The sequence below is a fragment of the Ulvibacter sp. 2210JD10-4 genome, from assembly GCF_058148525.1.
On record NZ_JBYVJZ010000001.1, the window covers coordinates 1,086,167 to 1,110,542 of the forward strand.

Annotated in this window: 22 protein-coding genes; 2 read left to right on the forward strand and 20 right to left on the reverse strand. The window is 34.9% G+C overall.

Translation table 11 applies throughout. The annotated features are described in order from the left end of the window. Positions 1 to 58: 58 nt before the first annotated feature. The 10 genes from ACY2RT_RS05435 to rsgA form a co-directional block, all read right to left on the reverse strand. A complete protein-coding gene (locus tag ACY2RT_RS05435) occupies positions 59 to 1,723 on the reverse strand; it encodes a T9SS type A sorting domain-containing protein (protein ID WP_490154864.1) in 1,665 nt (554 codons plus the stop codon). A gap of 136 nt (positions 1,724 to 1,859) precedes the next feature. Beyond that, on the reverse strand, positions 1,860 to 2,909 hold the full coding sequence (gene queA, locus ACY2RT_RS05440) for a tRNA preQ1(34) S-adenosylmethionine ribosyltransferase-isomerase QueA (protein WP_490154933.1): 1,050 nt from the start codon (positions 2,907 to 2,909) through the stop codon (positions 1,860 to 1,862). Positions 2,910 to 2,993: 84 nt separating this feature from the next. After that, entirely contained in the window at positions 2,994 to 4,226 is a 1,233-nt protein-coding gene (gene aroA / locus ACY2RT_RS05445; protein ID WP_490154865.1) for a 3-phosphoshikimate 1-carboxyvinyltransferase, read from the reverse strand. After that, positions 4,223 to 4,465 (reverse strand): hypothetical protein, encoded by a 243-nt coding sequence (locus ACY2RT_RS05450; protein ID WP_490154866.1) that lies wholly within the window; start codon positions 4,463 to 4,465, stop codon positions 4,223 to 4,225. Before ACY2RT_RS05450 ends, aroA begins: the two co-directional genes overlap by 4 nt. Next, entirely contained in the window at positions 4,466 to 4,792 is a 327-nt protein-coding gene (locus ACY2RT_RS05455) for a nucleotide pyrophosphohydrolase (protein ID WP_490154867.1), read from the reverse strand. A gap of 3 nt (positions 4,793 to 4,795) precedes the next feature. Beyond that, the gene (locus ACY2RT_RS05460) at positions 4,796 to 6,820 is read right to left on the reverse strand and encodes a DUF3858 domain-containing protein (RefSeq protein ID WP_490154868.1); all 2,025 of its coding nucleotides are present in this window, start codon (positions 6,818 to 6,820) and stop codon (positions 4,796 to 4,798) included. A gap of 22 nt (positions 6,821 to 6,842) precedes the next feature. Beyond that, the gene (locus tag ACY2RT_RS05465; protein WP_490154869.1) at positions 6,843 to 8,741 is read right to left on the reverse strand and encodes a DUF3858 domain-containing protein; all 1,899 of its coding nucleotides are present in this window, start codon (positions 8,739 to 8,741) and stop codon (positions 6,843 to 6,845) included. A gap of 123 nt (positions 8,742 to 8,864) precedes the next feature. Further along, positions 8,865 to 10,718, reverse strand: a complete 1,854-nt coding sequence (locus ACY2RT_RS05470; protein ID WP_490154870.1) for a DUF3858 domain-containing protein — start codon at positions 10,716 to 10,718, stop codon at positions 8,865 to 8,867. Between the two features lie 37 nt (positions 10,719 to 10,755). Continuing rightward, positions 10,756 to 11,208 (reverse strand): D-aminoacyl-tRNA deacylase, encoded by a 453-nt coding sequence (gene dtd / locus ACY2RT_RS05475; RefSeq protein ID WP_490154871.1) that lies wholly within the window; start codon positions 11,206 to 11,208, stop codon positions 10,756 to 10,758. Continuing rightward, the gene (gene rsgA / locus ACY2RT_RS05480; protein WP_490154872.1) at positions 11,205 to 12,152 is read right to left on the reverse strand and encodes a ribosome small subunit-dependent GTPase A; all 948 of its coding nucleotides are present in this window, start codon (positions 12,150 to 12,152) and stop codon (positions 11,205 to 11,207) included. Before rsgA ends, dtd begins: the two co-directional genes overlap by 4 nt. Positions 12,153 to 12,234: 82 nt before the next feature. Between rsgA and ACY2RT_RS05485 the strand changes: the two genes are divergently transcribed. Next, the gene (locus tag ACY2RT_RS05485) at positions 12,235 to 12,690 is read left to right on the forward strand and encodes a hypothetical protein (RefSeq protein WP_490154873.1); all 456 of its coding nucleotides are present in this window, start codon (positions 12,235 to 12,237) and stop codon (positions 12,688 to 12,690) included. Between the two features lie 57 nt (positions 12,691 to 12,747). On the opposite strand, the gene ACY2RT_RS05490 is transcribed toward ACY2RT_RS05485, so the two are convergent. Together ACY2RT_RS05490 and ACY2RT_RS05495 are read right to left on the reverse strand one after the other, a co-directional pair. Beyond that, the gene (locus ACY2RT_RS05490; RefSeq protein ID WP_490154874.1) at positions 12,748 to 13,833 is read right to left on the reverse strand and encodes a chorismate mutase; all 1,086 of its coding nucleotides are present in this window, start codon (positions 13,831 to 13,833) and stop codon (positions 12,748 to 12,750) included. Continuing rightward, on the reverse strand, positions 13,823 to 14,689 hold the full coding sequence (locus tag ACY2RT_RS05495; RefSeq protein ID WP_490154875.1) for a prephenate dehydratase: 867 nt from the start codon (positions 14,687 to 14,689) through the stop codon (positions 13,823 to 13,825). The genes ACY2RT_RS05490 and ACY2RT_RS05495 overlap by 11 nt, the downstream gene beginning before the upstream one ends. A gap of 248 nt (positions 14,690 to 14,937) precedes the next feature. Between ACY2RT_RS05495 and gldA the strand changes: the two genes are divergently transcribed. Further along, positions 14,938 to 15,837 (forward strand): gliding motility-associated ABC transporter ATP-binding subunit GldA, encoded by a 900-nt coding sequence (gldA, locus tag ACY2RT_RS05500; RefSeq protein ID WP_490154876.1) that lies wholly within the window; start codon positions 14,938 to 14,940, stop codon positions 15,835 to 15,837. On the opposite strand, the gene ACY2RT_RS05505 is transcribed toward gldA, so the two are convergent. The 8 genes from ACY2RT_RS05505 to ACY2RT_RS05540 all read right to left on the reverse strand — a co-directional run bounded on the left by ACY2RT_RS05505 (position 15,824) and on the right by ACY2RT_RS05540 (position 24,370). After that, a complete protein-coding gene (locus ACY2RT_RS05505) occupies positions 15,824 to 16,573 on the reverse strand; it encodes a head GIN domain-containing protein (protein WP_490154877.1) in 750 nt (249 codons plus the stop codon). The genes gldA and ACY2RT_RS05505 overlap by 14 nt on opposite strands. Before the next feature lie 8 nt (positions 16,574 to 16,581). After that, on the reverse strand, positions 16,582 to 17,691 hold the full coding sequence (locus ACY2RT_RS05510; protein WP_490154878.1) for an acyloxyacyl hydrolase: 1,110 nt from the start codon (positions 17,689 to 17,691) through the stop codon (positions 16,582 to 16,584). A 69-nt stretch (positions 17,692 to 17,760) separates the two neighbouring features. Then, positions 17,761 to 18,711 carry a threonine ammonia-lyase gene (locus ACY2RT_RS05515; RefSeq protein ID WP_490154879.1) on the reverse strand — a complete coding sequence of 317 codons (951 nt, stop codon included), beginning with the start codon at positions 18,709 to 18,711 and terminating at the stop codon, positions 17,761 to 17,763. A 121-nt stretch (positions 18,712 to 18,832) separates the two neighbouring features. Continuing rightward, complete coding sequence (locus ACY2RT_RS05520) at positions 18,833 to 19,246, reverse strand: RrF2 family transcriptional regulator (protein ID WP_490154880.1); 414 nt, start codon at positions 19,244 to 19,246, stop codon at positions 18,833 to 18,835. A 33-nt stretch (positions 19,247 to 19,279) separates the two neighbouring features. After that, on the reverse strand, positions 19,280 to 20,236 hold the full coding sequence (gene metF / locus ACY2RT_RS05525; RefSeq protein ID WP_490154881.1) for a methylenetetrahydrofolate reductase [NAD(P)H]: 957 nt from the start codon (positions 20,234 to 20,236) through the stop codon (positions 19,280 to 19,282). Then, entirely contained in the window at positions 20,236 to 22,938 is a 2,703-nt protein-coding gene (gene metH / locus ACY2RT_RS05530) for a methionine synthase (RefSeq protein WP_490154882.1), read from the reverse strand. Before metH ends, metF begins: the two co-directional genes overlap by 1 nt. Further along, entirely contained in the window at positions 22,938 to 23,954 is a 1,017-nt protein-coding gene (locus ACY2RT_RS05535) for a homocysteine S-methyltransferase family protein (RefSeq protein WP_490154883.1), read from the reverse strand. Before ACY2RT_RS05535 ends, metH begins: the two co-directional genes overlap by 1 nt. Further along, on the reverse strand, positions 23,951 to 24,370 hold the full coding sequence (locus ACY2RT_RS05540; protein ID WP_490154884.1) for an OsmC family protein: 420 nt from the start codon (positions 24,368 to 24,370) through the stop codon (positions 23,951 to 23,953). The genes ACY2RT_RS05535 and ACY2RT_RS05540 overlap by 4 nt, the downstream gene beginning before the upstream one ends. Between the last annotated feature and the right edge of the window lie 6 nt (positions 24,371 to 24,376).

Genomic DNA, 24,376 nt, shown 5'->3' on the forward strand with positions numbered 1-24,376 from the left:
GCATTACCTCTTTACAGTTTTTTAAAGTCTTTCCGGAAAATGATAAGAAGAAGTGTGATTACCGTCTAATGATAATCTTTTTGGTAATTTCAGAACTGCTCTCTCCATCAACAAGTCGCAGAAAATAAATTCCTTCAGAAAAACGATCTATAAGTATGGTATTCATCGTATTTGATACAGAACCTGAAATTAATTGCTGGCCAATAACATTGTATAGGCTATAGGACAAGCTTGGGTAGCGGCTATTCATAACAGTAATGTAGGTACTAGCGGGATTTGGATATATCTCTAAAGTACCGTTTATTTGAATATCCGGAACATTTAAGATGTTTTGCAATGTTTCTACTGTGGACTGCCCCGTATTCAAAGGATCTAACCAGTCTTTTAACCGGGTTTCCGGGGTAATACCGGCGTCCCAGGAAATACCAAACCTTCCATAGATATCATAATCGCCATTATTACTTGTTCCATCGCAAAAGGATTGCCCCGCATATAGTTGGCCTATTATTCTTCCATCCTGATTAAATAGCGGAGATCCAGAGGAACCGCTTTCGGTAGTACCAATTTCCCAGCCATTACCAGTTCCGACAGAAGTACCTCCAATGAGCCAAACATCTGTACCGGACGCAATCTCTTTAACAGCTCCACTATCATCACGGCATATCTTCATTATATCTCCATTAGGGTGATGGATACCTACTTCAAATTCCGGTAATGCATCAGAATTATCCCAACCAGCAAAGGCGATATCCCATGAATCCGGTATTCTGTTAAATAACTCTACCAATGCAAAATCACTTTGTGCATTATTGGCACGTACTTCTGCACCGCTCATTGTGAAATTGGTTTGCAGGTCCGCACTTTCTTCTTCTATGGCACATACAGGATTAGGACTAATCCAATTAAAACGAATTGACCAAAATGCAGGATCACTATTCTCCAAACAGTGATTTGCCGTTAAGAGGTAAGGTGTTTTATCTCCAGCTGTATTATTTATCAAAGAAGCAGAGCATAAAAATCCGTTTCCAAGATTGAGTATGTTCACAGCTTTTTTTACAATATCTTTTTTATCATCGAAATCTTCACCAATGGAGCAATTAACATCATAATTACAATCTCCTGAGTCATTCAATCCTCTTATAGAATCTACCAATGTGTCTACTTTACCCATACGATATCCATGGATAATACTTCCTATTTCCAATTCTACATCCTCTGAAACCGATGAAGGTTCATAATACTCCAGCCAAATAATCTCTCCGTTTATAAACCAAGACCCTAATTGATTGCTGGCCCTGTTATTACTTTTGGTGTATGGCTTAGAAGTTTCAGTACGTTCATCATTATACAAAAAGAATCGTGCTCCATCCGGCAGATAAAAATCGTTAAAATTTACACTTATGTTAATGGCATCAGTAGATTTAATAGCAACCTGCCATAACCTACCTGCATTATGAGGTAAAGTAGTCCAAATCCCATCTTCATTCACATCCAATCTAAGAGGTCTGCTAATTCCGTAACGCCAGGGAAGGCTTTTATCAAGGTCATTGATACTATCTTCTGCATGAATAGCTTCCAAATCCAAAGGCGGTAGCTCAACAGTTGGTGCCATTCTGTTATTTATATTAAGTGCCCAGCTCACAGGAATATCATTATCGAACTCCTGAGAATAAGACGCAAATAAAAATGCGAATAAAAAAAAGAAAAGTAGTGTTCTTTTCATTTAATCACCTAACTGGTTAGACTATAAGTATACTAAGGTACTTCTTTATTTTGATATTTGAAAACCAAATCATTAGAAAACCAAAAGTCCTGATATTTTATCAGGACTTTTGGCAACTAGATTTTAATGTAAAAAGCTATATTATTAACATTGCATCGCCATAAGTATAAAAGCGGTATTTTTCTTTAATAGCTTCTGCATATGCTTCTTTAATGAATTCATGACCTGCAAAGGCTGAAACCATCATTAACAGGGTCGATTTTGGTGTATGGAAATTAGTTACCATCGTATTGGCAATACTGAAATCATAAGGAGGAAAGATAAACTTATTGGTCCATCCTGTATAATCGTTCAAGGTTCTGTCTGAAGATACCGAACTTTCCAAAGCGCGCATTACTGTAGTTCCCACAGCACAAATACGTCTTTTCTGCTCAATCCCGTTGTTTATAATTTTAACAGCTTCTTTGCTAATAATGATCTCTTCTGAATCCATTTTATGTTTAGAAAGATCTTCTACCTCAACAGGGCTAAATGTACCTAAGCCTACATGCAATGTAACTTCAGCAAAATCTACTCCTTTAATTTCAAGCCGCTTTAAAAGGTGTTTTGAAAAGTGTAACCCGGCGGTTGGTGCAGCAACAGCTCCTTCTGTTTTAGCAAAAATTGTTTGATAACGTTCTGCATCTTCGGGTTCAACATCTCTTTTAATATACTTTGGAAGTGGGGTCTCTCCTAATTCTGTCAATTTATTTCGGAACTCTTCATACGAACCATCAAATAAGAACCGAAGTGTTCTCCCACGAGAAGTAGTATTGTCAATAACTTCAGCAACTAAAGATTCATCATCACCGAAATATAACTTATTTCCAATTCTAATTTTACGTGCAGGATCTACCAAAACGTCCCATAGGCGAGTTTCAGAATTTAGTTCACGCAATAAAAACACTTCAATACGGGCACCTGTTTTTTCTTTATTACCAAACAATCTGGCAGGAAAAACCTTGGTGTTGTTAAGTACCAATACATCATCTTCCTGAAAGTAATCAATAAGATCTTTAAACATCTTGTGTTCAATGGTCTTATCTTTACGGTTTAACACCATTAAACGTGCTTCATCCCTATTTGCTGCAGGATATTCAGCTAATAATTCTTGTGGAAGGTTAAAGTTAAAATTGGATAATTTCATTCCCATAGCAGAAAGTGGTTTTGTATTTAAAAAGTGGCAAATATACAACCTCAACATAGGGGTTGTCAAGTAAAAGCTGATTTATTATTGATAATTGACTGTTACACCCATTTTTTGAAGGGAGGACCAAAAAGCAGGAAAAGATTTTGAAACTACCTCCGGGTCATTAATCTGTATCGGAATTTTTAATGCCAAAGGAGCAAAAGCCATAGCCATACGGTGATCATTATACGTATTAATAGTTATATTTTCTTTTATTTTTTTTAAAGGAAGTAGTTCTAAGCTATCCTCTTTAATGTTAACTTTGGCTCCCAGTTTTTCCAATTCGGTTTTTAATGCTAAAAGGCGATCGGTTTCTTTGATCTTTAAGGTGTGAAGCCCTGTTAATTTACAGCTTATGTTTAAGCCAAAACAAGTTACGGCTATGGTTTGTGCAATATCCGGTGTATTTACCAAATACAATTCTATATGCTTTGGCAACTCCATATTATTTTTTGAAAGTGTAATAGATGCTTCAAAAGGGTCAAAAGCTGTGGAAACTCCAAAAGATTTGAAGAATGAAACTAATTCTGAATCTCCTTGCAAACTATCCTTGTGGAAGCTTTTTAAAGTGACCGAAAGACCTTCAGACAAAGCAATCAAGCTATAAAAATAAGAAGCAGAGCTCCAATCCGATTCTACAACAATTGTTGTGTCTTTTATTTTTTTTAGAGGTTTTATTTCAATTCTATTTTCAGAAAACCAGCACAAAACACCTATTTTCTTCAGCAAAGAGAGTGTCATTTTTATATAAGGAACTGAAGTTGCTTTGCCTTCCAGATAAATTGTCAATCCATCAGGAAGTGATGGTGCTATAAGCATTAATGCAGAAATATACTGACTGCTAATGGTGGCTTCTACTGTAACTGTTTTTTTGGTAAGCTCTTTCCCTGCAATACTTAGTGGCGGAAAACCTTTTTCATTGAGATACGTTATATCTGCTCCCAGGCTGCGAAGGGCCTCCACTAAAACAGCAATTGGCCTTTGTTTCATTCGTTCACTCCCTGTAAGCAGTATCTTTTTCCCTTTTTGTGATGCAAAATAAGCAGTAAGAAAACGCATTGCCGTACCGGCATGTCCAATATCGATTGTTCCGTCATCTACTTTGAGGCCTCTTTTTAGAACTTTGGTATCGTTACTTTCCGAAAGGTTTTCAAGTATAAGGTTTGGATAAATCGCTTTTAATATAAGCAGCCTGTTGGATTCACTTTTGGAGCCGGTAATTTCATCTTTTGGCTTTTTTTCAAAGCTTCGACCATTTTGCAGTAAGACCTTCATTCCAGAGGTTCTTTATTTTTAAGCTTTTTTCTAAACTTTCCGTAAGTAACAAAAAACCCATAAACAAAACCGGCAGCAGTTATCCCCAATAAGAAAAGAAGTGGATCCTGCTCTGTAAAAAACGCCGTATCAAATCCTTCTATAGCCCATTTTATAAGTATGAAAAGTAGAATAAAAGCTAATCCTAATGACAGGACAGATTTCCAAAATCCTTTATGTGACACAATTTGTTTGAACATCTATTTAAGTTTTTTGTTTCCATGATGGCGATCGTGATCTCTTTTGGTTTTCAATTCTAGTTTTTTATCAAAAGCCTTCTGCAGGTCAACTCCCGTCTGATTTGCTAAGCACAAAATTACAAAAACTACATCTGCCAGTTCTTCACCAAGGTTTTTATTTTTGTCGCTATCTTTTTCACTTTGTTCTCCATAGCGTCTTGCAATAATACGGGCCACCTCACCTACTTCTTCGGTGAGTTGTGCCATATTGGTTAGTTCATTGAAGTAACGCACTCCGTGTTCTTTAATCCAATTATCTACTGCGATTTGAGCGTTTTGAATATTCATTTTCTAGATTTTTGATAGTACCACTTTTTCATTTTCTTTATCAATTAAAAGCTGGTAGAATTTTTTAATATCTTTATACAAAGTTGGGAAAATTACAGGCTCATTTATAGCAAATTCAACAGATAATTGAATTTTATCCGATGTATTTGAAACCGAATAACGAAAACTTCCTATATTTTTTTCTGTTACTAATTGTATTTTTTCCGGTAAGGATTCAACCTGATAACCTTCCGGAATATCGATCGAAACAAGAATTCGGTCCTTGACTGAATAACCATAGTCAATTGGATATTGCCTGTCTTCCATTTTAAATGGATTCTCATTGATTGCTAAAAATAATAGTGGCGAGAAATATAGTTTGCCATTAATATCTTCTACCAGATCATATGCTTCAAAATTATACTTAAGTTTTATAGGTTTGTATAGTTTATCAAGATTTTCAAATTCAATTTCAGAAACTTCAACTTCTCCAATTTCTTGTTCAATATTTTTGCGTTTGTCATCATCGGTTAGATTAACAAATGTATTTCTATATCTCAATGAATAATGCCCGGTATATCTATTTTGAGAGGTGCCTTTCACCGAAAAATCTTCAGAAATGGAAGCTTTTATCATAGTATTGGTTACTGCCGGATTTTTTGGATTAAGAGGCACCCAGGTGGAGTTACCTTCTTTACTAATAATTCTCCCTTGCCAGTTTAACAGTTTTGATTCGAGGATATCCATTTCACCATTTTTATTGGTAGCATCAAATAAATGAACCGTGTTTTCTCCTTCTATAACACTTGCAATTACATAATTAAACCCATTAATTGTTGGATATACAGGAATTCCATGAGACTTTGTACTTACCAATACCGGATTTGCATTCAAGCCGGCATACCTAAACATGGCTGTTAACATCAGGTTAATATCTGCAACATTCCCTTCTCCTTCTTTATATGCACTTCTAGCTCCTTGATCGACAAACATTCCATTTACAGAGTTCCATGTCATCTTTGATTTTACGAAATCAAAAATTTGTATCATTTTCTCATTTTCATTACTTATCCCTTCCAACAATTTGTCTATGTCCTTTTCAAAATAACCTGTCTTTTTTAATTCGGCACCAAATGAAGGAGAGTCGAAAACGGTTCTTGATACATCATCCCAGGTAGCAGTATATGTATTATATGCTGAGCCGGGATATTTTGTATATGATAGTTCAAATTTAAGCGCTGAAATATAATTTTCAATGTTCCCAGAATAACTTTCTTCTTTGATTGCCGGAACATTAACCATTGTAACTTCAGAAATATCCTCTCTAAAAGTAATATCTGTACTTATGGTTTTATCTACCACAACATTTCTTGTTGTACCTGCAGACTGAGTATACTTGTAATTCATGGTCCGTTCTCTGCCATCTTTATTGATCTTAATAGGAAGCCAACCTTTTTGATGGGTCTTATAAGCCAAATACTCTGGAGCTGAAAATCTTAGATAAGCATTATCAACCGGTATGGCCTCTTGAAATCTGTATTCATCTATATTGCTTCTAAAAGGTGATGTAATTTTATACTTATATTCAATTATGGCACCTTCTTTTAAAGCAGGCATCGTAAACTTTTTTATATGTCTGTATTTACTGCTCTTTTCATTAAATATCCCGTCGCTTTTAAGTTTGACATCTTCAATTTTACCATCGTCTCCCAAGTAATAGGTATAGCCTTTAAGCCCTGACAATTGTTCTTTTCTACCTCCATTCCCCTGGTATAAACTTATCATTTTTGTTGCCCATTCAAAACCTTCTTTATTATAGATCTTGATCCTTTCAAATACTTCAGTAACTACATAAAAACCGTCTTCTTGAGAATGTTCGAAATGAGTCTTATGTTCTCGGTACAAAATAGCTGCATTTGCAGAAGGCTCTGAAGGATGGTTCTCCTGAGTTATTTCTTCTTTTGAAACTTTCCCGAATTTGTAGTTCTGAGAAAATGAAAATTGAAATACTAATAATGTAATTAGTATAGTGATGGTTTTGGTATTCATGATTTATTCAATAAGATGGTTACTATAATTTTCGCTTTAAGAGGATTTTTGTTTTATCCAGTTTAGCTATTTTTCTTCTAAAGCTTCGGTAATTATCATATTCTGAAGCTGGAAAAATTCCCTTTTTAATACTTAGGTTTCGTTTATATCGAATGGTATTTTCTGAAGTCTTCTCAAACTCAATACTATAATTTCCAAACTTACTTACAATATTTTTATTTTCCGGAAGTACTTCAAGGTTATATCCTTCAGGCAAGGTAATTTCTAAAGTATCAAAATCTTCAAACCCCTCTCTTAAATGCAGTTTTTGCTTCCGTTCTTTTATACGTGGAGGAATGTATTGTAATTGATTAAAAACATTAGGGCAGAATAATAGGTCTTCACCAACTTTAGACATATAATTTTGAATGACAAGCGATAATTTTTCAGAGAAAATGATCTCTTCTTTGTTATTCTCCAGCTTAATATCATCAATGCTAAAACCGTTAATATAATCCCATCTTTCTTTATAATGTTCTTCTAAACCGTCTTTCTCTTTGTTCTTCAGAAGATATTTATCATCGTATTGAAGACCTTTTGATGTCCCTTCAAAATTGGCTCTAAGTGTTCCGGAAGATTCTATAAAAATAGTTGCTTTGTTTTCCTGTAAATTCTCTTCATAAGGATATATCTTTGTATGTACTATTTCCCCACCTTCTGGGGTAATTATTAATACATCCCTATCATCTGTAAAATTACCTCCAAAACCAAAAGGCTTATCTTGACTAGTACATTCCAGCCATACAATATCATCTTCATGTGGAATGCCTAAAATAACATGATTTCCTTGCATCGCTACAAAATCTTTTGAAATGTTTAGTTCTTCGTTTCCAGCATACAAGACTGTATAATAGGAAGGGACATTTACTGCTTCCAACAAAGCTTTAGTGTAATTAGTGAGTGCCTTACAATCACCGTAACTCAACTTATCAACGTCTTTAGCCAACATGGGTTTCCAACCTCCAACTCCTATTTGGATACTTATGTACCTAACTTTATTCTGGAGATATTCATATATTTTTTTAGCCTTTGAAAGATTATCCTCTTCATTATTTACCAGATTTCTTACAGTTGCAATAGTCCCTTCTGGCAGATCGCTTACATTGGTTAGCAGGTTTCTATTATACCAATCACCAAATTCTTTCCAGTTTCTACCATATCCCTCAACTCCTTTCAGATAGAATCTATCTAAAGCAAAAGAAACTCGAGGTGCTATATCTTGAAAAGACAAACTATGTTCTTCCCATCTTATCGCTTCTACATTTTTGGCCCTACAAATAATTTCTGTAGGATTTTCAGAAATTGAAATATCAAAACCATCCAAATTCAATAATTTAAACCTGGGTTTATTGGATGGGTCAAATTTTAAAGTATAAGTACTCTGCATAGTACTTCTCGAATAATTTCTTATAGGAAGCCAGTGTGGGATAAATGCAGTGGTCTTACTTTCAATTTTATATGTAAACTCAATAATATAAGGATACTCTGAAGGTGTATAATTAATATACTTTGCCCTGTCATCTTCATACAAAGAACTTCCTGCCGCACTAACATCATGAAAATCTCTTTTTTTAAAATGTTTCAATTCATTACCATTACCATCGTACACAAATGCCTCCAAATTGGTAACTTTAGTGTCTTCATCATAATTCACATAGGTTTTTACATGATTGTTCCCTTTTTTATTCAATACTGCTCTTACAGTATGGTGGGAATACTTTAAGGTCTCTTCTTTTGAAACATCTATTTCAATAACTTCATCCATCAGCACACTATTGGTATTAGTGATTAAGCCTTTAGGAATATCGGAAATTGTATAATTAGATTGGGAAAATAGAGAACTTGAAATTAATAATAGAAGTGCTGTGAAGTAAGAATGCATACAATAATTTTCATGGGGAGTTTTATGGCTTTCAAGATAACAAGATATTTTAACACACAATAATATTGTAACTAATTTTTACTTTCAAAACTTAAGGTCTCAAACAAAGCCTATTATTCTTTTTTATATTTTTTTTGAAAGAACAATCTTTGATTTTGAAATTTTAAAGTGCTCTGCATATAATGCTTTTAATCCTTTGTAGTAACTGGCTGGAATTAAAGCATGGTTAATTTGAATTGTAAATGATATTTGAATCATATTATCAGCAGAAAGGACATTATATTTTAAGAACCCAATGTTATTTTCAATAACAATATTTTTTGCTTCGGGTAAATTTTTTACAGTATATCCCTCAGGTATTTGATAATTGATTATATAATTTTTTGAGAAAGGATATTCATAATCTATTGTGAATTTTCTATCCTCTTCTTTAAAAATGTTCTCGGTAACACCAAAGTACAATAAAGGTTCAAAATAAAGATCACCGTTTATTACTTCAATGGAATCATCAAGTTCAAAACTATATGAGTAACTAATTGGCTTTTCGACATCTTCAAAATTCTTTTTTTCTAAACCTGAAACCGTCAAAAGCTTATAGGTTTTCTCTAATGTTTCTTTATAAGATTTTCCTCCGGAAACATCATATTTATTTCTAAAATTCCATGCAAAATGATTATTAATTCTAGTAGCTACATCTCCGTTTACTGATAACTCATCTGCATTAATCGATGCTTTAACTATAGTAGTATTCTTCGAAGTTGGCATCTCGTTTGTCAACACTATTTTAAAAGTATCATCCTTATAGACAATCAATCCATTTCCACTAATTAGATTTTCAGGTAACAATCCAAATGGAGCCTTTTTCTGAGAAGCATCCAATAAATAAATTTTGTCATCTATCTCTACAGTTGCTATAAGATTATTAAATCCCTTAATGGTAGGAAACAAAATATATCCCCGGTTTTTTGAAGCAATTAATGCCGGGTTTGCTTTTAAACCAGCTTTTCGTAACATAGAAGTAAGCAAAAGGTTAATATCTCCTGTATCTCCTTCTTTATCAATATATATTTTTCGCATATTATTACAACCTCTGCTATAATAATTATCCCAGGTCATTCGTTTTTGCACGAAGTAATATATTCTTTTTGAAATTTCTAAGGGGTCAGTTTCTACTCCTATAAGGTTTTTTAAGTCTTTTTTGTAAATACCTCCGTCTTTTTTAAGTTCACCTCCAAACCAACTATAATCATTATAGCTTTTGGCTACATCTGCCCATGTATTTAGCCATCTGTCACTACTTAACCAAACTTTTTCAATAAAGATTCTACCTCTATAATTGTTTATATTACTAACATATTTTTCATTTTTTAAAGGTTCAATGTTCTTCCCAAGAAATATAAACTCAGAGTTTTTCTCATTTCTAGTTAAGAAAACCTTACTTAAAGGATTCTCTGTAACCTTAAGTCGAAAATGATTTGGATTCCTAATCGAAATTTTCAACCTCTTTGTAGGGATAAAAGCTTGAGTATTAATGTAACGCATCCCAATATACTCTACCTTATAACGAAGTTCTAAAATTGAGCCTTCTTTTACATTAGGAAAAGCAATTTTTGTGATCTCGGTATCATTATCTACTTTTTCTTTAAAAATATTTTCTTTGCCAACTCTGGTCTGAACCACTTGTCCATTTTCAAGATTATAGATATAAGCCCGCAAAGATTCTATATCATCAAACTGAGTTTCCCAATTAGAATATTCAAAGCCTTCCTTATTGTATATTTTAATCCGTTCTGAAACATATAAAACTTTGCCATATTCAAACGTAATATCTCTATGTAAGATTGCTGCAGGTGCATCTGGAAAGTCATCATCTTGAGTTTTTGAGAGTTCTTGAACGGTCACATCGTCAAATTTATAATGCTGCCCATAGAATTCAGAAATAAATAATAACAGTAAAAGCGTGATTGTGTATTTCATAATTTTTAGAGTTCCATAAATTTATACTATAAAAGTATTACTCCTTGTTTTTTGAATCGATCATAATAGTAACAGGGCCATCATTTATAACGGTTACACTCATCAAAGCACCAAAGACTCCTGTTTGTATTTTTTTATTTAGCTCCTTCTCTAACCGGGTTACAAATGCTTCGTATAATGGGACTGCAATTTCCGGACGAGCAGCTTTTATAAAAGAAGGTCTATTTCCCTTTTTGGTACTTGCATGCAAGGTAAACTGGCTTACAACGATCACGTCTCCGTTAATTTCCAATATTGAATTATTCATCGCCCCGTTTTCGTCTGAGAAAACACGAAGGCGGGCAATTTTCCCTGCCAGCCAATTAATATCTTCTTGTAGATCTTCTGCTTCTATACCTAATAGAATGAGAAAGCCCTTTTCAATCTTAGATACAATTTCGCCTTCAACAGCAACCGAAGCCTCTTTTACTCTTTGTACTACAGCTCTCATTGATTATAAGTATCTTTTCGATAGTTTTCTTCTTTACCTTCCATGATCTGAAGATAACTTTTGTAACGTGACCAAGCAATTTCTTCTTTTTCCAAAGCTTCTTTAATCGCACATTTTGGTTCTTCCAAGTGTAAGCAATTGTTGAATTTGCAGTATCCCTTTAGTTTAAAAAACTCGGGGAAATAATCTCCCAATTCTTCTTTTTCCATCTCCACAATTCCGAATCCTTTAATACCCGGTGTATCAATTATTTGAGCTCCAAAAGAAAGGTCGAACATTTCTGCAAAAGTGGTGGTATGCTGTCCTTGTTGGTGTTGTTCGGAAATTTCAGAAGTTTTTAAATTCAGTTCTTTTTCTATATGATTGATCAAAGTAGATTTACCAACACCACTGTGCCCCGAAAACATTGAAACTTTATTAGCCATTAAGGCTTTTACTTTATCAATATTCTTTCCTGTTTTTGCAGAAATACCTATACATTCATATCCTATATTTCGATACAAGGCTGCTAAAAATTTAATTTCCTGTAATTCATCCTCATTATAGGTGTCTATTTTATTAAAAAGTAAAACAGCTTCAATATGATAGGCTTCCGCAGTCACTAAAAATCGATCAATGAAAGTTGTGAATGTAGTCGGGTTATTTAAAGTGATTAACAAAAAAGCAATATCGATATTTGCAGCTATAATATGGGTCTGTTTCGAAAGGTTTACAGATTTCCGGATAATATAATTCTCTCGTTCTTCAATTCTCGAAATGATCCCGATGGTTTCATCTCCTTTTGTCTCCACTTGAAATTCTACTATATCTCCTACGGCCACAGGGTTAGTACTTTTTATGCCTCCAATACGAAATTTTCCCTTGATACGACATTCATAAAAATCACCTTGTTTCGATTTTACCGTATACCAACTTCCCGTAGATTTATAGACAACACCTTTCATTACTGCAAAATTCAGAAAATAAAAACAAATGGCACCATAATTGGTTACTTTTACGGTAGAAAAAACTTTAAATTTTATAATTATGAAAAAAATAGTGGCAGTATTTGTATTGCTTGCTGTATTCACTTTTGATATGAATGCGCAACAGTATGAAGTAAAAGTAATTACGAGTGTAGAATCAATTGTTCCTAACGGACTGGGCAGGTCCAGAATTATATCTGCTAATGCAGAAAGGGACTATACAGAATTCACTTCAGAACAAACTGAAGATGATAATACCCGTAATAAGTCAAAAAGAAAAAATATTCGTGTAAAAGATTTCGAAGAAACCAAACTTTTAAATTTCTATAACTTGGGCGGAATCCGTTTTCAAAATATTGCTGCTAATGATGCTTTAATCACTTCAAAAATAAATACAATGCTTGCTGAAGGATGGGATTTAGCATTTGTAGCGAGTGCTGTTGAGAGTGATGCAGGTAAAGAAGACAATCAAGGGATCTTCATTACAAGATATATTTTTAAAAGAATAAAACAGTAGTTTACGATATTCTTAAAAAAAGGCCCTCTTTCAAGGGCCTTTTTTAACTACATTTATTTATTTATTTGTAATTACTTTCTTTTGGTGATTTATAGATTCCTGATGAATTGCTTTATAGATTCTTAAAATAAACTCTTCACTTAGATTATTGTTTTCTCCTTCTAAGATCATTTTTCCTAAAATTTCATTCCATCTTTTGGTCTGAAGGATCGCAACATTATTTTTCTTCTTTAAGCCTCCGATCTCATCTGCAATTTTCATTCGTTTTCCCAAAATTTCCAGAAGTTTATGGTCTACTACATCGATCTTAGTACGCAGTGTTGCCAACTTATTTTTAAACTCGATCGCATCTCCTTCTTCCTTTCTAATACGAAGATCGATCGTCATTTGATGCAAGGTTTCGGGTGTAATCTGTTGCTTGGCATCACTCCATGCATTATCCGGGTCGTGATGCGTTTCAATCATTAATCCGTCATAATTTAGGTCTAATGCTGTTTGACACAGGTCGAAAATAATCTCTCTTCGTCCAGCAATATGTGAAGGATCCAAAATAAGTGGTAAGTCCGGAAAACGATTTTGCAGATCTATGGGGATTTGCCATTCGGGATTATTTCTGTAACGTGTTTTTTCGTAGGTAGAGAAACCTCTATGAATTACTCCCAGTCTCTTTACATTAGCTTCATGAAAACGCTCTACAGCTCCCAGCCAAAGGGCCAAATCCGGATTAACAGGGTTTTTTATTAAAACAACTTTATCTGTCCCTTCTAATGCCTCTGCAATTTCCTGAACAATAAAAGGAGACACTGTTGTACGGGCACCAACCCATAAAATATCGATATCGTGTTTTAATGCCAGATCTACGTGATCTGCATTGGCGACTTCGGTAGCCGTTAGCATTCCCGTTTCTTCTTTAGCTTGTTGCAACCATTTTAATCCCAATGCACCCACTCCTTCAAAATTTCCCGGGCGGGTACGTGGTTTCCAGATACCGGCTCGTAATACGGTTGCGTCAGTATCTTTTAACTGATGCGCAATTTTAAGTACTTGTTCTTCAGTCTCTGCACTGCAAGGACCAGCAATTACAAGAGGATGCTCTAATCCAAAAGCATTTAACCAATTTTTTAAATTTTTACTATTCTCCATTTACTGTTACATTAGTTAAGGCGCTGGGCATCCTATTTAGGTTTTGCCTGTATGTCCCCAGAATCTTTAATTCTTTCACTGCTTTTTCAAGTATTGCTGTTACCTCGCTAAATAATGCGTAATCTGCAAACAGCACATCAACAAAAAATGCATATTGCCAAGGTTTCCCTATGATTGGTAATGATTGTATTTTAGTTAAATTGATGTCAAAGGTACTTAACAATTGTAAAACATTTGACAAACTTCCTACGTGGTGATTCAACTCAAATTTTAAGGTAGCTTTGTTCGCTTCAACAACACCTGTCTGAGTTTTCCTGCCAATAACAATGAAACGTGTTTGGTTTTTCTTTATATTCTGAATTTTACTATCCAAAATTTTCAATCCGAATTTTTCTGCTACCTGTTTCCCGGCAATGGCGGCAACCCCTTTTAAATTTTTCTCTTTAATTCGTCTTGCTTCCGAAGCAGTATCTCTTCCTTCAATTATCTTGCAATGTGGGGGAAATCTTTGCAAATAATCCTTGCATTGTAGCAATGCCACAGGATGCGAATGAATTTCTTCAATATCATGTATAGATTCACTTTCCAGAGCCATCACATACATATCAATATTTAAAAAAGTTTCGTCAACAATCTTGAAGTTCCCCGAATCAATTAAATTGTAATTGGGCAATATAGAACCCGCTATGGAATTTTCTATAGCAAGAACTCCTAGATCTGCGTTAAAGTTTGATACTTCCTGTGTTACCTTTTCAAAGGAGTCGCACATAATTAATTGTACATCGGTATTCGGGAAAAGTTGTTGCACTGCCATATCATGAAAAGAACTTTCTATTCCCTGTATTGCAATTTTCATACTCATAATTTTTAATTTTAGTGTATAAAAAAAGTCCCGGAAAAAATTCCGAGACTTTCATAATAATTAATATGTTTATTAACTACATAACAATCCCGGATCTTTCCGTAAAATAGAAAAACCAAAAATTGAAATATGTACTTAATCTGTTCATTGTTCGTTTATGTATAGCTAAAGTAGCTAAAACTTTAAAAGGACAAAATCTTTTTTCAACTTTTTTATTTGTGTAGCTTTGAAAAACTAATTTCATGTCGATAAGTGTACAAAATATTACTAAAGACTACAATGGCCAAAAAGCATTAAGCAATGTCTCTTTTTCAATTGAAAAAGGAGAGATTGTAGGTTTTTTGGGGCCTAATGGTGCCGGAAAGTCTACAATGATGAAGATTCTTACTACCTTTTTGAATGCAACGGAAGGAACTGCAACTGTAAATAATTTTACAGTTTCTGAAGAAGCCCTTAACGTACAAAAGAGCGTTGGCTATTTAGCAGAGCACAATCCATTATACTTAGATATGTACGTTCGGGAATACCTGTGTTTTAATGCAGAAATTTATGGTACTTCCAAAACTGAAGTTGAAAAAATAATCGAGCGTACCGGACTCACTCCCGAAGCACATAAAAAAATCGGGCAACTTTCCAAAGGGTATCGGCAACGTGTAGGACTTGCTAATGCGCTATTGCACGATCCGGAGGTATTAATACTTGACGAACCCACAACAGGACTGGACCCAAATCAATTAATTGAAATTCGTGAACTTATTAAAAGTATTGGCAAAGAAAAAACGGTATTACTTTCCACACATATCATGCAAGAAGTGGAAGCTATTTGTGACCGGGTAATCATCATCAATAAAGGAGAAATAGTACTTGACAAAAAATTAAGCAACCTCAAAAACAGTAATGAACAAATTATTGAAGTTGAATTTGATTATCGTGTAGAAGAAGTAGCTTTACAACAGCTGCCTAAAATTTCAAAAGTAGATAACATATCGGGTTTTGTATATCAGCTTCATTTTAATACAGATCAGGATATGCGCGGTAAGGTCTTTGATTATGCGCACGATAATGGATTGAAAATACTTCAATTGCATCAAAAGAATACTACTCTCGAAAAATTATTTATTGAGTTAACTACTCAAAAATAAGTTGCCCTTGAAAAAATTCTTCTACTTCTACAATTGGGGGGTGGTTTTTAGATATTACATCACCTAAGCCCCATATTTTTCCCCGAATGGCTTCTTGTGGGTTAACAATCATTTTGTTAGTACTTCTATGAAAGAACCTGAGTTGTTGAATTTCTAATTCAGCAGCTTCTACTCTCACATCACCATCATATAATCCAAAAAAACCACCCCAAGCCTTACCTTCTAAATAAAATTTTGAAAGACCATTTGCATTGATATTCAACCAATCAACATCTAGATTTAATCTAAAATCACCATCAATGTGATACACATCTTCAATTACTCGATCTTCAGATACCAGATCCAAAAAAGGAAACCGAAGAACACCTATGCTTTCTACTGTTAGCCCGGAACTATTTCTAATTTGTTTTATGTTTGGAGAGGTCACAAATACCTTAGTAACATCATAACCTCTAACAAAGTTGCAACTGTTTCTATTGCTTACTGTAAGTAAACTATCTTCTACTTTTACTTTTATCTCATTCAAAAGGTTCTTCCCTGTTTCCACCCGAACGGTTTGTACATCTCCTTGAGATATTATTAATTGTACCCGCTCCCATACTTGTATTCTGTTAAATTCTTCTACAACAAATTCTTGTTCTACAATTTCTCCAGGGGCTTGTATGCAATCTAGCGCATATTCAGAATCACAGCCTAAAAGAATAACCAAACTTAATATGTATATTACTTTTTTCATTTCAAAAACTATAATCGGGTTCCTATACTAAATTCAACGGCTTCGGCCTTAGCCCAATGAGCTTTTACTGTTATTCCTGCAAATAGTTTGTCTTTATAAAAATACCTTTTTAAACCCAATCTATTATAAACTTGATTCTCAAATTCATAAGGCCAATATACATAATATCCTAATTGAGATACAAAGGCGACCCTGTTAAATCGTAATTCGTGGCCGATAAAAACACCTATTCGCCTGTAATCTTCATCGCCGGTTAATCCATCTTCAGGGAAAGCTATTGAACGATACCTGATAAGTTCCTCCAAGAATCCGGAAAAATAAAAATCTACTCCAGCTTGAAACGTACTTTTGTAATTTATACGCTTATCTGCAAAAACCGAAACTGTGAGAAAAGGGAATTGGCCAAGACCATTTACATCGGCTTCATTTACACCTGTTCGAAGAGCTGCGTTAAATTTTATTCGTTCAGCATAATTAGAACTTCGCCACGACCCCAAAGGGATACGATTTGGAAAACTTAAGGGGTCAAATTGGTAGCTCATTCCGGCATTGAAAAACAATGTATTTGTACTATTATTTGGTGCTTTAAAATTTGCATTTGAATAATGTATAATCCCAAATCCTGCATGAAAGCCCAATCCTTTATAAAGGTTCTCTTTCACATAATTTACCTTCAAAAAACTAGAGCTTAAAAAACGACTTCCATATGCATTATTCTGAAAGTTCGTCTCAGGATGATAAGGATTTGTAGTATAGGCAATTCCCTGACCCATTCTAATAGTTAGGTTTCGGTTCAAAAAATACCAGTTAAAGTGACCATATACAGAATAATTTTCTCCTAAATAAATATTCTGCATATCCTGATAGGCAAATGTAAAACCCCAATCCGGAAAGTTATAACGGCTCTCCCATTCATTAAATCCATATGTTTTACGATTATAACTAAGAATTATCCCTGTTGGATGATCTGTTATTAAATGTGAAATATCCGGATTATGCTCCATGATACTTCCATAAAAATAATCGGCTTCGATGGAATGAAATTTTAATTCATTCTGTTGAGCAATGGTAAATTGAAGAGAAAGAATTACGGTTAACAAGTAAAAAGTATTCTTCATGTCTTTTAAAGAGCCGTAAATATACACTAATCCTAAAAATTGGAAAGAGAAATAAAATTCATTTTAAACTCAAAATGGCAGGCAAGAAACATCCACATTACCCCCAGAGACAATAATACCAATCTTTTTGTCTTTAAATCTTTCTTTTTCACAAAGTAATGCTGCAAATGGAACGGCACTCGAAGGTTCAACAATAATTTTTACTCGCTCCCATATATAACGCATTGCCAAAATGATTTCTTCTTCATTAACCCTGATAATATCATTTACCAATTGCTTAATAATAGGAAAGTTAATAGTCCCCAAATTGGTTTTTAACCCATCCGCAATGGTATTAACAGATCTATTGATTTCAATTTTTCCGCTTTTTAGAGATCGGTAGGCATCATCCGCCTCAAGTGGTTCTCCTCCAATAGTCTTACAATTATTCCCAAAATGGTGAACAGCCAATGAGGTTCCTGCTATCAATCCCCCGCCTCCTATTGGTGTAAAAACAAAATCCAGATCCGGGTACTCTTCCAGTAATTCTACAGTAGCTGTTGCATTTCCCAATATTACATCGATATTATCGGAAGGGTGTAAAAAAGTTGCCCCTTTTTCTTCCTGTATTTTTTTTGCTTCAGTTTCACGAGCTGCCAAGCTCGCTTCAGATTCGGTAATTATCCCTCCATACCCCTCCACAGCATCCTTTTTAACCTGTGGTGCATTAAAAGGCATTACTACATAAGCTTTTACCCCAAGATTTTTTGCTGCTAAAGAGATCGCTTGTCCAAAGTTTCCTGAAGAATGTGTTACTACCCCAGCCTTCTTCTGCTTTTCGGTTAATTGAAGAATGGCATTTGCGGCACCACGCATTTTAAAAGCACCCATTTTTTGAAAATTCTCACATTTAAAGTAAACATCTGCTCCAGAGAGTTCGTTTAAAAATAACGAAGTAAAAACCGGAGTTCTATGTAAATAAGGTCTGGTAATTCTAGATACGTGAGTAAGGGTCTCCTTTGATGGAAGTGCATTGTTCATATTGTAAAAATAGCAAAATTGCACTACAGTTAAATCGTAGATTTTCTAGACTTCAGACGACTTATAGTAATTGAATTTTGAAAGAAGTTATCTTCTCTGAAGATATAGTATGGGTTATCAATTAATCTTTTATGAGATCGGCTAAACTTGTATTCTCAAAAATTTGTAATGTATTATCCCGTACGCGTAGCATTAGATTATGAACACTACATTTTTCTTCATCCGGACAATCATCACATTTCTTATAAAAATTTAGACTTACGCACGGCACCATTGCTATGGGGCCTTCTAAAACTCTATAGACTCCTGAAATTGGAATATCTTTAGCCTCTTTCAATAGGTAATAACCTCCTCCCTTTCCTTTTTTAGATTCAAGATAACCGGCTTTGCGAAGTAGCAATAATATGCTTTCCAAAAATTTTTGAGAGATGTTTTCAGATTCAGAAATCACAGAAATCTGTACAGGATCTTGCACCTTTTGTTTTGCAAGAAAGGTCAATGCTTTAAGTCCGTATTTTGTTTTTCGAGATAACATGCTAACAAAAATATTAATTAAACATACAATATTTTAAAATAATTGCGATGCAATTGCTTTAATATTGTCACTTTTACCCATAGAATAGTAATGTAAAAAAGGAATATCCTTTGTCATTAACTCCTTACTCTGCATTGTACACCAAGTAATTCCCACTTCTCGAACTTCTTCGTTATTTTTACACTTTAAAACTTCTTTAATCAGATCTTCCGGCAGGTCTGCATTAAATCGTTGCGGAATAATATTCAACTGTTTTTTTGAAGACAAAGGTTTAAGCCCCGGGATTATTGGGACTGTAATTCCCGCTTCCCTGCATTTAGCCACAAAACGAAAAAACTTTTCGTTATCAAAGAACATTTGTGTTACAATATAAGATGCTCCATTTTTAATTTTCCTTTTTAAAAAATGAATATCACTTTCCAGATTAGGGGCCTCCACATGTTTTTCGGGATAGCCAGCTACACCAATACAAAAATCTGTTTGTGCCTGATTTAATATTTCAGCATCCAGATATTTTCCTTTGTTAAGCGCTTCTACTTGTTTTACTAATTCTTCAGCATAGGTATGCCCTTCTTTTTCCGGGGAGAAATAAGTTTCATTTTTAACAGCATCTCCTCGTAAAGTCATTACGTTATCAATTCCTAAAAAGTCCAGATCAATTAGAAAATTCTCTGTGTCTTCTTTTGTAAAACCTCCACATAAAATATGAGGAATCGCATCTACTTGATATTTATTTTGAATAGCCGCACAAATTCCCACAGTACCCGGTCTTTTTCTCACAATTTTCTTTTCCAAAAGTCCATTTTCACGTTCCTTATACACATATTCTTCCCTATGGTACGTTACATCGATAAAAGGAGGGTTGAATTCCATTAAAGGATCTATACTATCAAAAATAGACTGAATATTCTGTCCCTTTAAAGGAGGTAAAATCTCAAAAGAGAATTGTGTTTTCCCATTGGCATTTTTTATGTGTTCTATTACTTTCATTAATCTGCGATGTTAGTTTTTAGCCATTTTTCAGCTATTTTAAAATCAATTTTTTTTCGTTTTGCAAAATCTGCTACCTGATCTTCCTTTATTTTACCTACTCCAAAATAACGTGCTTCCGGATTACCAAAATAGTACCCGGAAACTGATGCTGCCGGCCACATCGCTAAACTTTCTGTAAGCTCTACCTCAATGTGTTCTTTTACTTGCAATATTTCCCAAATAGTCTCTTTTTCAAGATGATCCGGACAAGCCGGATACCCTGGAGCCGGGCGAATTCCTTTGTAATTTTCTTCGATTAATTCCCGATTCGAAAGACCTTCCTGAGATGCATAACCCCAATGAATCTTACGCACTCTTTCATGTAAATATTCAGCAAAAGCTTCGGCCAAACGGTCTGCCAGAGCTTTTACCATAATGGCATTATAATCATCATGCTGAGCTTCATAGATTGAAGCCAACTCTTTGCACCCAAATCCTGTAGAAACACAAAAACAGCCTATATAATCTTGAATTCCTGATGCTCTGGGGGCTATAAAATCGGACAACGCAATGTTGGGCCTCCCTTCTGCTTTTTTACTTTGTTGACGCAGAGTTCTGAAATATTTTTTTTCTGATTCTCCTTCAGAAGCAACTGTCACTTCAATATCATCATCATTAACCGTATTTGCTTCAAATAATCCAAAGACTGCTTTTGCTTCAAGTAATTTTTCAGAAATAATTTTATGAAGCATCTCTTGCGCATCTCTAAATAATTCTGAAGCCTGCACACCGACCACTTCATCTTTCAATATTTTGGGATATTTGCCATGTAGGTCCCAGCTTCTAAAAAAAGGACTCCAATCAATATAACTTTCTAAGATTTTCAAATCAAAATCTTTCAGTACCTGAATCCCAATTTCCTTAGGTTTTATAACTTCTGAAGCCTTCCAATCTATGTTATACTTATTTGCACGGGCTAGTTCAATTGAAAGGTAGTTTTTAGCAGTTTGACGTTCTAAAAAACGATTCCGAAATACCGCATAATCATCTTTTAAACTTTCCTTGAAATATTGTGAGTTTTCCTTTTGCAATAAATCCCCAACAATTGTCACTGCTCTTGAGGCATCATTGACATGAACTACAGCATTTTCATATTGAGGGTCGATCTTTACAGCTGTATGTGCTTTACTGGTAGTAGCACCCCCAATTAATAGAGGGACCTTGAAGTCTTGCCGCTGCATTTCCTTGGCCAAAAAGACCATCTCGTCCAAAGAGGGAGTGATCAATCCGCTAAGGCCAATAATATCTACTTTTTGTTGTTTTGCTTCTTCTATAATTTTTTCCGGTGGAACCATCACGCCCAAGTCAATGATATCATAATTATTACACCCCAAAACAACTCCTACAATGTTTTTTCCTATATCGTGAACATCCCCTTTAACGGTTGCCATTAATATTTTTCCATTCGAAGAGGTTTCTCCATCTTTTTCCGCTTCAATAAAAGGCAATAAATAGGCAACCGCTTTTTTCATAACCCGAGCCGATTTAACTACTTGCGGCAAAAACATCTTTCCACTTCCAAAAAGATCTCCTACTACATTCATCCCAATCATTAAATGTCCTTCAATTACTTCAATTGGTTTGGTTACATTCTGTCGTGCTTCTTCTACGTCTTCTATTATAAATTCATCTATTCCTTTTACCAAAGCCCTGGTAATTCTATTTTGAAGTGGTTCTTTTCGCCATGAATCGTCAACTGTTTTCTCTCTGGTTGTTTGTTTGACAGATTCGGCAAAATCAAGTAAACGTTCTGTTGCATCGTCCCTTCGGTCCAACATTACATCTTCCACATATTCCAACAGGTCTTTTGGAATATCATCGTATACTTCCAGCATTGTCGGGTTTACAATACCCATATTCATGCCCGCCTGAATAGCATGATATAAAAAAACAGAATGCATGGCTTCACGTACGGTATCATTACCTCTAAAACTAAAAGAAACATTACTCACACCACCACTTACACTACAGTAAGGTAGGTTTTTACGTACCCAGCGAGTGGCTTCAATAAAATCGACAGCATTTTTACGGTGTTCTTCCATTCCTGTAGCGACAGGAAATATATTCAGGTCGAAGATGATGTCCTCTGGAGGAAAATTAACCTGATTTACTAAAATATCGTAACTGCGTTTTGCTATTTCAATACGGCGTTCATAATTATCTGCTTGTCCTACTTCATCAAACGCCATAATGATAACAGCAGCGCCATAGCGTTTAATAAGTTTTGCCTGACGTATAAATTCTGGTTCACCTTCCTTTAAACTGATAGAATTTACAACACACTTTCCTTGTACTACCTGCAATCCTGCTTCAATAATATCCCACTTAGAACTATCGATCATGATGGGAACTCTTGCAATATCCGGCTCGGCAATAACCAGATTTAAGAATTTAACCATGGCTTCTTTTCCATCTATCAAACCATCATCCATATTAATGTCAATGATCTGTGCTCCGCCTTCTACCTGATGCCGTGCAATGGATAGTGCTTCTTCAAAATTTCCCTCTTTAATGAGTCTTAAAAATTTTCTGGAACCTGCAACATTGGTTCGCTCCCCTACATTTATGAAGTTACTCTCCGGAGTAATTATTAAAGGTTCTAATCCGGAAAGTTTCAGGTATCTGTTATTCTCAATATGTGCCGGGATTTGTTCTACCATTATGCGGTGATTGATTGTTCATTAATTTGAAAAGCCCTCGGTTTATATTCCGAAGCAATCTTAGCTATAGCCTTAATATGTTCAGGGGTGGTTCCGCAACAACCTCCGATAATATTAATTAGCTTTTTATCCAGATATTCCTTGATCTGTGAAGCCATTTGCTCCGGGGTTTCATCATATGCTCCAAATGCATTTGGTAGTCCGGCGTTTGGATAGGCAGAAACTGCCAATTGGGTTCGCCTTGAAATGACTTCCAGATGAGGAGTTAGTTGTTTAGCCCCAAGCGCACAATTAAAACCCACACTCAATAATGGAATGTGCGAAATTGAAATCAAAAATGCTTCTGCCGTTTGTCCGGAAAGAGTTCTCCCCGAAGCATCAGTGATCGTACCGCTAATCATTACCGGGATATCTAAACTTCTTTCCTCTTTAATCTCTTCAATAGCAAACAAAGCTGCTTTTGCATTGAGAGTATCAAATACTGTTTCTACTAGTAAAATATCAACCCCTCCGTCAATAAGTGCTTCAGCTTGCTGTTTATATGCAATTCGTAATTGGTCAAAGGAAATTGCTCTAAACCCCGGGTCATTTACATCCGGAGACATACTGGCCGTTTTATTGGTAGGCCCCATTGCCCCAGCAACAAATCTTGGTTTATTAGGTTCTTTTTGGGTAAACTCTAAAGCGACTTGTTTTGCGATTCTGGCAGATTCAAAATTCAATTCATACACCAGGTCCTCCATATCATAATCTGCCATTGCTATGGTTGTTCCGGAAAATGTATTGGTTTCCACAATATCTGCCCCAGCTTCAAAATACTTATAATGTACCTCGCCAATTGCCTGTGGCTGGGTAATGGATAGCAGATCGTTATTCCCTTTCACATCGGTATGAAAATCTTTAAAACGATCTCCTCTGAAATCTTCCTCAGAAAAATTATAGCGCTGCAACATGGTACCCATGGCTCCATCGAGAATGAGAATTCTTTCTTGCAACGCTTTTTTTAATACACTCATATTGTCTTTCCGTTTAACACTATTTGATATGTAACTTCAACAGATCCCTCTAAGGTGATGGATACCGAACAATATTTTTCAAAGCTCAAAGCAGCAGCCCGCTTCGCTTTTTCTTCTGCAATGACACCTTCCAACTCAATAATTACGTGAATAGCTTCAAAAGGTTTAGCTTCTTTCACTTCTTTGCGTTTCCCCGCTACTTCTATTTTATAAGAAGTGACCTCTTGCCTTTGTTTTTTAAGGATCGAAATAATATCAATGGCATTACAACCGCCAACTGCCATGAGTAATAGTTCCATGGGGCTGGCACCCTTTACGGTATCTTCAGTTTTATTATCAATAAAAACTGAAACATCATTGGGACCTTTGGCTTCAAAAAGGTAATCTTCGTTAATTCTGTTTAGGGTTACATTCATATACTT

Excerpts from the sequence above, each read along its gene's own strand:
- ACY2RT_RS05495 (WP_490154875.1), bottom strand. The coding sequence starts at position 14,689 with ATGAAAATTGCAATACAGGGAATAGAAAGTTCTTTTCATGATATGGCA.
- gldA (WP_490154876.1), top strand. The coding sequence starts at position 14,938 with ATGTCGATAAGTGTACAAAATATTACTAAAGACTACAATGGCCAAAAA.
- rsgA (WP_490154872.1), bottom strand. The coding sequence starts at position 12,152 with ATGAAAGGTGTTGTCTATAAATCTACGGGAAGTTGGTATACGGTAAAA.
- ACY2RT_RS05465 (WP_490154869.1), bottom strand. The coding sequence starts at position 8,741 with ATGCATTCTTACTTCACAGCACTTCTATTATTAATTTCAAGTTCTCTA.
- ACY2RT_RS05490 (WP_490154874.1), bottom strand. The coding sequence starts at position 13,833 with ATGGAGAATAGTAAAAATTTAAAAAATTGGTTAAATGCTTTTGGATTA.
- ACY2RT_RS05505 (WP_490154877.1), bottom strand. The coding sequence starts at position 16,573 with ATGAAAAAAGTAATATACATATTAAGTTTGGTTATTCTTTTAGGCTGT.
- ACY2RT_RS05460 (WP_490154868.1), bottom strand. The coding sequence starts at position 6,820 with ATGAATACCAAAACCATCACTATACTAATTACATTATTAGTATTTCAA.
- queA (WP_490154933.1), bottom strand. The coding sequence starts at position 2,909 with ATGAAATTATCCAATTTTAACTTTAACCTTCCACAAGAATTATTAGCT.
- ACY2RT_RS05455 (WP_490154867.1), bottom strand. The coding sequence starts at position 4,792 with ATGAATATTCAAAACGCTCAAATCGCAGTAGATAATTGGATTAAAGAA.
- ACY2RT_RS05535 (WP_490154883.1), bottom strand. The coding sequence starts at position 23,954 with ATGAGTGTATTAAAAAAAGCGTTGCAAGAAAGAATTCTCATTCTCGAT.
- ACY2RT_RS05470 (WP_490154870.1), bottom strand. The coding sequence starts at position 10,718 with ATGAAATACACAATCACGCTTTTACTGTTATTATTTATTTCTGAATTC.
- ACY2RT_RS05515 (WP_490154879.1), bottom strand. The coding sequence starts at position 18,711 with ATGAACAATGCACTTCCATCAAAGGAGACCCTTACTCACGTATCTAGA.
- ACY2RT_RS05510 (WP_490154878.1), bottom strand. The coding sequence starts at position 17,691 with ATGAAGAATACTTTTTACTTGTTAACCGTAATTCTTTCTCTTCAATTT.
- ACY2RT_RS05450 (WP_490154866.1), bottom strand. The coding sequence starts at position 4,465 with ATGTTCAAACAAATTGTGTCACATAAAGGATTTTGGAAATCTGTCCTG.
- metF (WP_490154881.1), bottom strand. The coding sequence starts at position 20,236 with ATGAAAGTAATAGAACACATAAAAAATGCCAATGGGAAAACACAATTC.
- dtd (WP_490154871.1), bottom strand. The coding sequence starts at position 11,208 with ATGAGAGCTGTAGTACAAAGAGTAAAAGAGGCTTCGGTTGCTGTTGAA.
- ACY2RT_RS05520 (WP_490154880.1), bottom strand. The coding sequence starts at position 19,246 with ATGTTATCTCGAAAAACAAAATACGGACTTAAAGCATTGACCTTTCTT.
- metH (WP_490154882.1), bottom strand. The coding sequence starts at position 22,938 with ATGGTAGAACAAATCCCGGCACATATTGAGAATAACAGATACCTGAAA.
- aroA (WP_490154865.1), bottom strand. The coding sequence starts at position 4,226 with ATGAAGGTCTTACTGCAAAATGGTCGAAGCTTTGAAAAAAAGCCAAAA.
- ACY2RT_RS05435 (WP_490154864.1), bottom strand. The coding sequence starts at position 1,723 with ATGAAAAGAACACTACTTTTCTTTTTTTTATTCGCATTTTTATTTGCG.
- ACY2RT_RS05485 (WP_490154873.1), top strand. The coding sequence starts at position 12,235 with ATGAAAAAAATAGTGGCAGTATTTGTATTGCTTGCTGTATTCACTTTT.
- ACY2RT_RS05540 (WP_490154884.1), bottom strand. The coding sequence starts at position 24,370 with ATGAATGTAACCCTAAACAGAATTAACGAAGATTACCTTTTTGAAGCC.